4 protein-coding genes and 2 pseudogenes are annotated in these 6,284 nt (G+C 75.5%); all 6 read right to left on the bottom strand.

From position 1 onward, the window contains the following. On the bottom strand, positions 1–825 hold an 825-nt coding region (locus JNW98_RS33385), incomplete at its 3' end, for an aldo/keto reductase (protein WP_223772044.1). 108 nt (positions 826–933) lie between these two features. Then, entirely contained in the window at positions 934–2,193 is a 1,260-nt protein-coding gene (locus tag JNW98_RS33380; RefSeq protein ID WP_223772043.1) for an FAD-dependent monooxygenase, read from the bottom strand. An 86-nt stretch (positions 2,194–2,279) separates the two neighbouring features. After that, entirely contained in the window at positions 2,280–3,089 is an 810-nt protein-coding gene (locus JNW98_RS33375; protein WP_223772042.1) for an SAM-dependent methyltransferase, read from the bottom strand. A gap of 305 nt (positions 3,090–3,394) precedes the next feature. Next, positions 3,395–4,846 carry a carboxylesterase/lipase family protein gene (locus JNW98_RS33370; protein ID WP_223772041.1) on the bottom strand — a complete coding sequence of 484 codons (1,452 nt, stop codon included), beginning with the start codon at positions 4,844–4,846 and terminating at the stop codon, positions 3,395–3,397. A gap of 6 nt (positions 4,847–4,852) precedes the next feature. Further along, a pseudogene (locus JNW98_RS33365) lies at positions 4,853–5,647 on the bottom strand (VOC family protein); the annotation flags it as partial. A gap of 117 nt (positions 5,648–5,764) precedes the next feature. Further along, positions 5,765–6,268: pseudogene (locus tag JNW98_RS33360) on the bottom strand (shikimate kinase); the annotation flags it as partial. Positions 6,269–6,284: the final 16 nt, after the last annotated feature.

Here is a 6,284-nt window from a genome sequence, read left to right as displayed (position 1 = left end):
CCAGGCGAGGGCGATGCGGGCCGGGGGGAGGGCTCGGGCGGTGGCGACGGTGCGGACGGCGTCGACGACGTCGAAGTCGGCGTCCTCGTAGAGGCGGCGGGCGAGTTCGTCGTTGCCGGAGCGGAGGGTGCGGTGGGAGCCGTCGCGGTCGCGGGTGCCGGTGAGCATGCCGCGGGCGAGGGGGCTCCAGGGGATGCAGCCGACGTTCTCGTCGCGGCAGAGCGGGATCATCTCGCGCTCCTCCTCGCGGTAGAGGAGGTTGTAGTAGTTCTGCATGGAGACGAAGGGGGTCCAGCCGTTGGCCCTGGCCAGGTGCTGCGCCTTGGCGAACTGCCAGGCCCACATGCTGGAGGCGCCGAGGGCACGGACCTTGCCGGCGGCGACGAGTCCGTGCAGGGCCTCCAGGGTTTCCTCGATGGGGGTGTCGTAGTCCCAGCGGTGGATCTGGTAGAGGTCGACGTGGTCGGTGCCGAGGCGGCGGAGGGAGGCGTCGATGGCCTTGACGATGTGCTTGCGCGACAGACCGCGGTCGTCGGGGCCGGGGCCCATCGGGAAGTAGACCTTGGTGGCGAGCACGTAGTCCTCGCGGCGCGGGAAGAGGCGGGAGAGCAGGCGTCCCGTGATCTGCTCGCTGAGGCCGGACGAGTACATGTCGGCCGTGTCGAAGAACGTGACGCCCGCCTCGACGGCGCGCCGGACGACGGGTTCGGCGGCCTCCTCGTCCAGGAACCACTTCTGCGCGGTCGGGCCGCCGCCGTAGCTCATCATGCCCAGGCAGATCCGGGACACCTTCAGGTCCGAGCCACCCAGTTGTACGTAGCGCACGTCGTCTCCCGTTCCGTTCGGTCCTCGCCGCTCACAGAAGCGCTCGCAGAAGCGCTCACAGAGGCATCCTGCGGCCGGGGCCGGTGGAATTGAAGACGCGTGCAGGGGTCAGGTGCGGGCAGGTGGGGTGTAGGAGGCGCGGGTGTTGAGGGCGGCGGCCTCGCCGGCCGCCCTGCGGTGGGACGCCGCGGCGCGTTCCAGGTCGCGGCGCGCGTCCGGGCGCTTCGCGGCCGAACGGGCCCTGGCGACGCTGTCCATCTTGCGGTTGGCCAGGACGACCGCGGCCGTCGGGCCCCGCCGCTCGGCCTCGTACGCGGCGAGGGCGCGGACGGGGTCGGGCTCGGTGGCCAGCCGGTGGGCCAGGACGCGGGCGTCGAGGACCGCCTGGGAGCCGCCGTTGGCGCCGGAGGGGTACGCGGGGTGGGCGGCGTCGCCGAGCAGGGTGACGCGGCCCGCGCCCCAGGACGGGAGGGGGTCGCGGTCGACCATCGGGTACTCGAGGATCCGCTCGGCGCCGGCCAGCAGCCCGGGGAGGTCCGTCCAGTCGAAGTGCCAGTCCGCGTAGTGCGGCAGGACGTCCTGGAGCCGGCCCGGGCGGTTCCACCGCGCCTCGCCGGCGGGCAGCGGGCCGGGGGCGCCCGTGGGCACCGCGCAGACCCAGTTGAGGAGCGTACGGCCGCGCGCGAGGGCCGCGGGCGAGATCTGGTAGGCGACGAACTGGGCGTCCCGCTCGTCGGACGCGAGGAGCAGGGCCTCGCCCGGCGGGAAGGCGTCGGTCTCGGTCACTCCCCGCCACAGGGTGACGCCGCTCCACCGCAGGGGCCCCTGGCCGGGGTGGAGGCGGGCGCGCAGCCGGGAGTGGATGCCGTCGGCGGCGACGAGGACCCCGGCGGTGTGGCGCTCGGGCCGGTCCGTGGCGCGGTCGAGGGCGTGGACCTCGACGGCGTCGGGGGTCTGGGTGAAGTCCTCGACGCGGACGCCGGTCCGGACAGCCTCGGGGCCGATCCGCTCTCTCACCGTTCTCAGCAGCATCATCTGTAAGTCGCCGCGGTGGACGGAGTACTGCGGCCAGCGGTAGCCGGCGGCCGTGCCGCGCGGGTCGCTGTAGAGGGTGGTGCCGCGGTGGTCGGCGAAGACGTGGGCGACGGCGGGGACGCCGAGCGCGGCCAGTTCGTCGGCCAGGCCGAGTTCGTGCAGTTCGCGTACGGCGGCGGGCTGGAGGTTGATGCCGACGCCGAGCGGGCTGATCCGGCGCGAGGACTCCAGGACGAGCGGCCGGATGCCCGCGGCGTGCAGGCTGAGGGCGGTGGCGAGTCCGCCGATGCCGCCGCCGGCTATCACGACGTCGGCGGAGTGGGGTGTGGTCATGGCTCCTCATCGGGCTGGCGGGAAGCACGGCGGGCCGCCCGCTCGCGGGTGTGCGAGCGGGCGGCCCGTTGGTGCCGTGACGTGGTTCAGCGCACCGCGTGGACGAGTTCGCCGCCGCGCGGGGCGTTCCGGGGCCAGCGGCCGAGGGCCTGGCCGACCGCCGCGTAGGACGCCGTCTCCGGCCGCCAGCCCCGCTCGGTGAACAGCGGGCCGGGCTCGTCGGTCCCGTACCGCCAGCCGGCGCCGGAGCGTTCGAGCAGGCTCAGCATCGGGCGGACGGACGCGTCGTGGAACAGCGACCCCGCGACGAAGTCGGTGAGGAGGTGACTGCCGGGGGCGGAGAGCTCGGTGATGCGGTCGAGGAGGCGCAGCACGTCCCGCTCCTCCAGGTACTGGGTGAGGCCCTCGACCAGCCAGCAGGTGGGCTCCCCGGGCCGGAACCCGGCCGTCATCAGGGGGTTGGCCCAGTCGGCGGCGAGGTCGGCGCCGACCGGCACCCGGCGGGCGCAGCGCGGCGGGGCGTCCCCGAGCAGCGACTCCTTCAGCCGCAGCAGGTCCGGCCGGTCGACCTCGTAGAGGACGGTCGCGGGGAGCGGGAGGCGGTAGGCGCGGCTGTCCATGCCGGCGGCGAGCATGACGAGCTGGCGGGGCGCGTCGGGGGCGCCGGTGACCGTCAGGAGCAGGTCGTCGAAGTACCGGGTGCGGACCGGGATGGCGTCCACCTCGCCGGCCCGGTCGGCCAGCATCCGTCCCGTGTCGCCGGCGAGGACGGCGGCGAGCGGGTCGTCGAAGAGCCGGTCCGGGCGCGCGGATTCGCGGGCGCGCAGGGCGGCCGTCATCCGGGCGGTGGAGGCCACGGGGTCGAGACGGTCGGCGTCGGCGGTCGAGTCGGGCATCGCGGTGAGGCTCCGTTCGTCGGTCGCTGGTACGGGCGCCGGGGCGCCCAGGACTCACCCCCGTCTGCTGTAGCGCTCCCGTACTACCACGTACGTGGACAAGCGGATAAGACGACCGTGTGCCGACGATTGCTTTCTGGGTCGAGTGGTACGGGTGGGGCGACAGAAGCGGGAGGCTCGAACGGCGCTCGAACCTCCGTCCGGGGTCCTTTCGGTCGGCACCCCTGCCGTCTTCCACGCCCTCCTCGTCCGTACACCCCGGGGCCGCTCCCCGAGCCCGCTCCCCGAGCCCCGCGACGGAACCCTCAGCCGATGACCGTCACCTCCCGCCGCTCCCGCCCGTACGGGTCCCAGTCCGGGGCCTCCGGATGGCGCGGGTCGCCGTCGCGGACGAAGGCGATCCAGGCGCGCTGGACGCGGTCGGTCAGGGTGTCCAGGTCCTTCGGGTCGGCGCCGCGGAGCATCGGGGCGTCGGACCAGGCGTCGAGGTCGCCGAAGACGAAGGGGAGTTCGAGGCAGTGGCAGGCGCCGAAGGGGCTGCCGTCGGGGGCGTAGTCGAAGCGGTAGAGCCAGGCCGGGTTGCCGGCGTCGGCGAGGAGGGCGGCCAGGCGTTCGGACGGGGCGCGGAAGAAGTGCTCGGTGGTCATGCGGACGGCGCGCTCGGCGGGGGCGAGGTGCGCCCACTCCGGGAAGCGGTCCGGGTCGCCGTACCACCGCTCCGAGGCCCGGGCGAAGTCCGCCGGGCCGACGCCGGCGAGCAGGGGTGAGCCGGGGGTGAAGAAGGCGGCCCCCTCGTCCCGGGTGGTGCCGATGAGCATCCGGACGCCGTGCGCGCCGGCGGCCCCGACGGCCGCCACCGGGTCCGGGGCGACCACGCGCCCGTCCGCCACCAGCTGGAACGCCGGTGTCACGTCCAGGAAGTCGTGCGGCGCACGGCGTACGGCCTCCCCCTGCGCGGCGAGGACGGCGGCGGCCGGCAGCGTGCGGGCGTCGGCGGCCCGGGCGGCCGGGAGGCCGAGGCAGTCGAGCAGCAGGGCGCCCTGCGCGGCGGCCGCCTCCGGGGTCTGCGGCAGCATGCCGCCCGGGTAGCTCTGCAGGATCGCGCCCCGGAACAGGCCCCGACCCTCCGTACCGGAGAGCAGGCTGACGATGGAGACGGCGCCCGCGGACTGCCCCGCGACGGTCACCCGCTCCGGGTCGCCGCCGAACGCGGCGATGTTGTCGCGCACCCAGCGCAGCGCCTGGAGCTGGTCGAGCAGCCCCTGGTTGCCGGAGCCGGCGCCCGGCAGGACGTCGCCGAGCCGGGCGAAGCCCAGGGCGCCGAGGCGGTACGTGACGGTGACGACGACGATGTCCCCGCGCGCGGCGAGCCCCGTCCCGGCGTACCAGCTCAGCCCGCCGCCCCCGCTGGAGAAGCCGCCGCCGTGCAGGAACACCAGCACGGGCCGGGCCGCGTCGTCGGCGGCGGGGGTCCAGACGTCGACGGTGAGGCAGTCCTCGTCCTGGGTGACGTGCGCGAACGGCCCGTCGCCCATCACCTGTTCCAGCCGCGACGGCGGCTGCGGGGCGACCGGCCCGGGAGCGGCCGCGTCCCGTACCCCCCGCCACGGGACGACGGGACCCGGCGGCGCGAACCGCAGCGGGCCCACCGGGGGCGCCGCGTACGGGACGCCGAGGAACGCGGACACCGCCCCCTGCCGTACCCCGCGCACCACGCCGTGCGCGGTCCGTGCCTCGGGCCGCCGGTCACCGGTCATGAGCTGTCACCCTTCCACGAAGACGATGTCGGCGCCGTACGCGTCCTCGGCCCGGACGAGGAAGCCGGTCTCCGTCGACTGGACGGGCACCCCGTTCCGTTCCGCGAGCGCGCGGGCGGCGGGGACGTCCGCCACCGCGATGCCCACCGCCGCCATGTACGGCAGGACGGGCGCGGTCCGCCCCGGCAGCACGCTATCGAGCGCGGAGGCGGGGACGAGATCGACCCTCCCCTCCCGCAGCGGGATCTCCCGCACCGGCCCGCGGGCGCGCGCCGGGACCCCGAGCATCCGCTCGTAGCGGGCGGCGTACGCGGGCAGTTCCTCGTCCGCGACGACGATGAGGACGCTGTCGAGGCGCCGGGCGCCGTTGGCATGGCCGAGGTAGCGGGGCTGGTGGACGTACTGCGGGGTGAGGTGCTGGGCGACGTGCGCGGCGCCCTCCGGCGTGCGCTCGCGGTCGATGTGCACGACGCGCGCCTCGACGGTCCTGACGCCCTCCGGCGTCCCGACCTCCCGCCGCAGGTCGCGCACGCCCGTGGACGACAGGCCGGACGCCGTGAGCCGCTCCGCCACCGCCTCGACGTCGCCGCAGCCGAACGACAGGATCCGCAGCCCCTCGTACTCCGCCGCCAGCGGCTTCACCCGCCACGGGTCGGCGGCCTCCGGGTCGACGATGCCGAGCAGTTCGACGTACGTCTCGCCGAACAGGGCGCACCGGTTGGCGGTGCAGGTGTCCAGCAGTGGGCCGCCGGGCTCGGCGGAGAGGCGGTGCGGCGAGCGCGGGCTGAGGGTGAAGCCGAGGGCCTCGAAGAGGGCGGACAGGCCGTCGAGGTCGGTGGTCAGGAGGACGGCGTGGTCGATGACGTCGACGTCAAGGGTGCGGGACGGCGTGGGGGCGTTGGGCATGGGCTCCTCATCGGGGAACAGGGCGGCGAGGACCGCGTCGGCGACCTGCTCGGGGGTACGGCCGCCAGTGGCCACCGTGCACCGGGCGACCTCGGCGTACAGCGGGCGGCGGGCCGCCATCAGCTCCCGCCACCGCTCGCCCGGGTCGCCGGCGAGCAGCGGGCGCGCGGAGTCCGGGCCCACGCGGCGGACGGCGTCGGCCTGTTCGACGTCGAGGAAGACCACCGGGAGGCCCTTCAGCAGCGCCCGGGTGCCGGGGTCCGTGACCGCGCCGCCGCCGAGGGCGAGGACGCCCCGGTGGTCCGCCACGGCGGCCCGGACGGCCTGGCGTTCCAGCTCACGGAAGTGCGGCTCGCCCTCGTCCCGGAAGATCTCCGGGATGGACTTGCCCGCCGTCCGCTCGATGTCGGCGTCGGTGTCCCGGTAGCCGGCGCCCAGGCGCGCGGCCAGCAGGGCGCCGACCGTCGACTTCCCGGCGCCGGGCGGGCCGACCAACACCACCAGGGGCGACGTCACTTGATGGCCAGGTTCT

Origin of the sequence: Streptomyces huiliensis (assembly GCF_020037025.1) — a bacterium.
Classification (GTDB): domain Bacteria; phylum Actinomycetota; class Actinomycetes; order Streptomycetales; family Streptomycetaceae; genus Streptomyces; species Streptomyces huiliensis.
The sequence above is the reverse complement of the archived record's forward strand: the minus strand, read 5'-3'. Positions and strand labels throughout refer to the sequence as shown.

Excerpts from the sequence above, each read along its gene's own strand:
- JNW98_RS33380 (WP_223772043.1), bottom strand. The coding sequence starts at position 2,193 with ATGACCACACCCCACTCCGCCGACGTCGTGATAGCCGGCGGCGGCATC.
- JNW98_RS33375 (WP_223772042.1), bottom strand. The coding sequence starts at position 3,089 with ATGCCCGACTCGACCGCCGACGCCGACCGTCTCGACCCCGTGGCCTCC.
- JNW98_RS33370 (WP_223772041.1), bottom strand. The coding sequence starts at position 4,846 with ATGACCGGTGACCGGCGGCCCGAGGCACGGACCGCGCACGGCGTGGTG.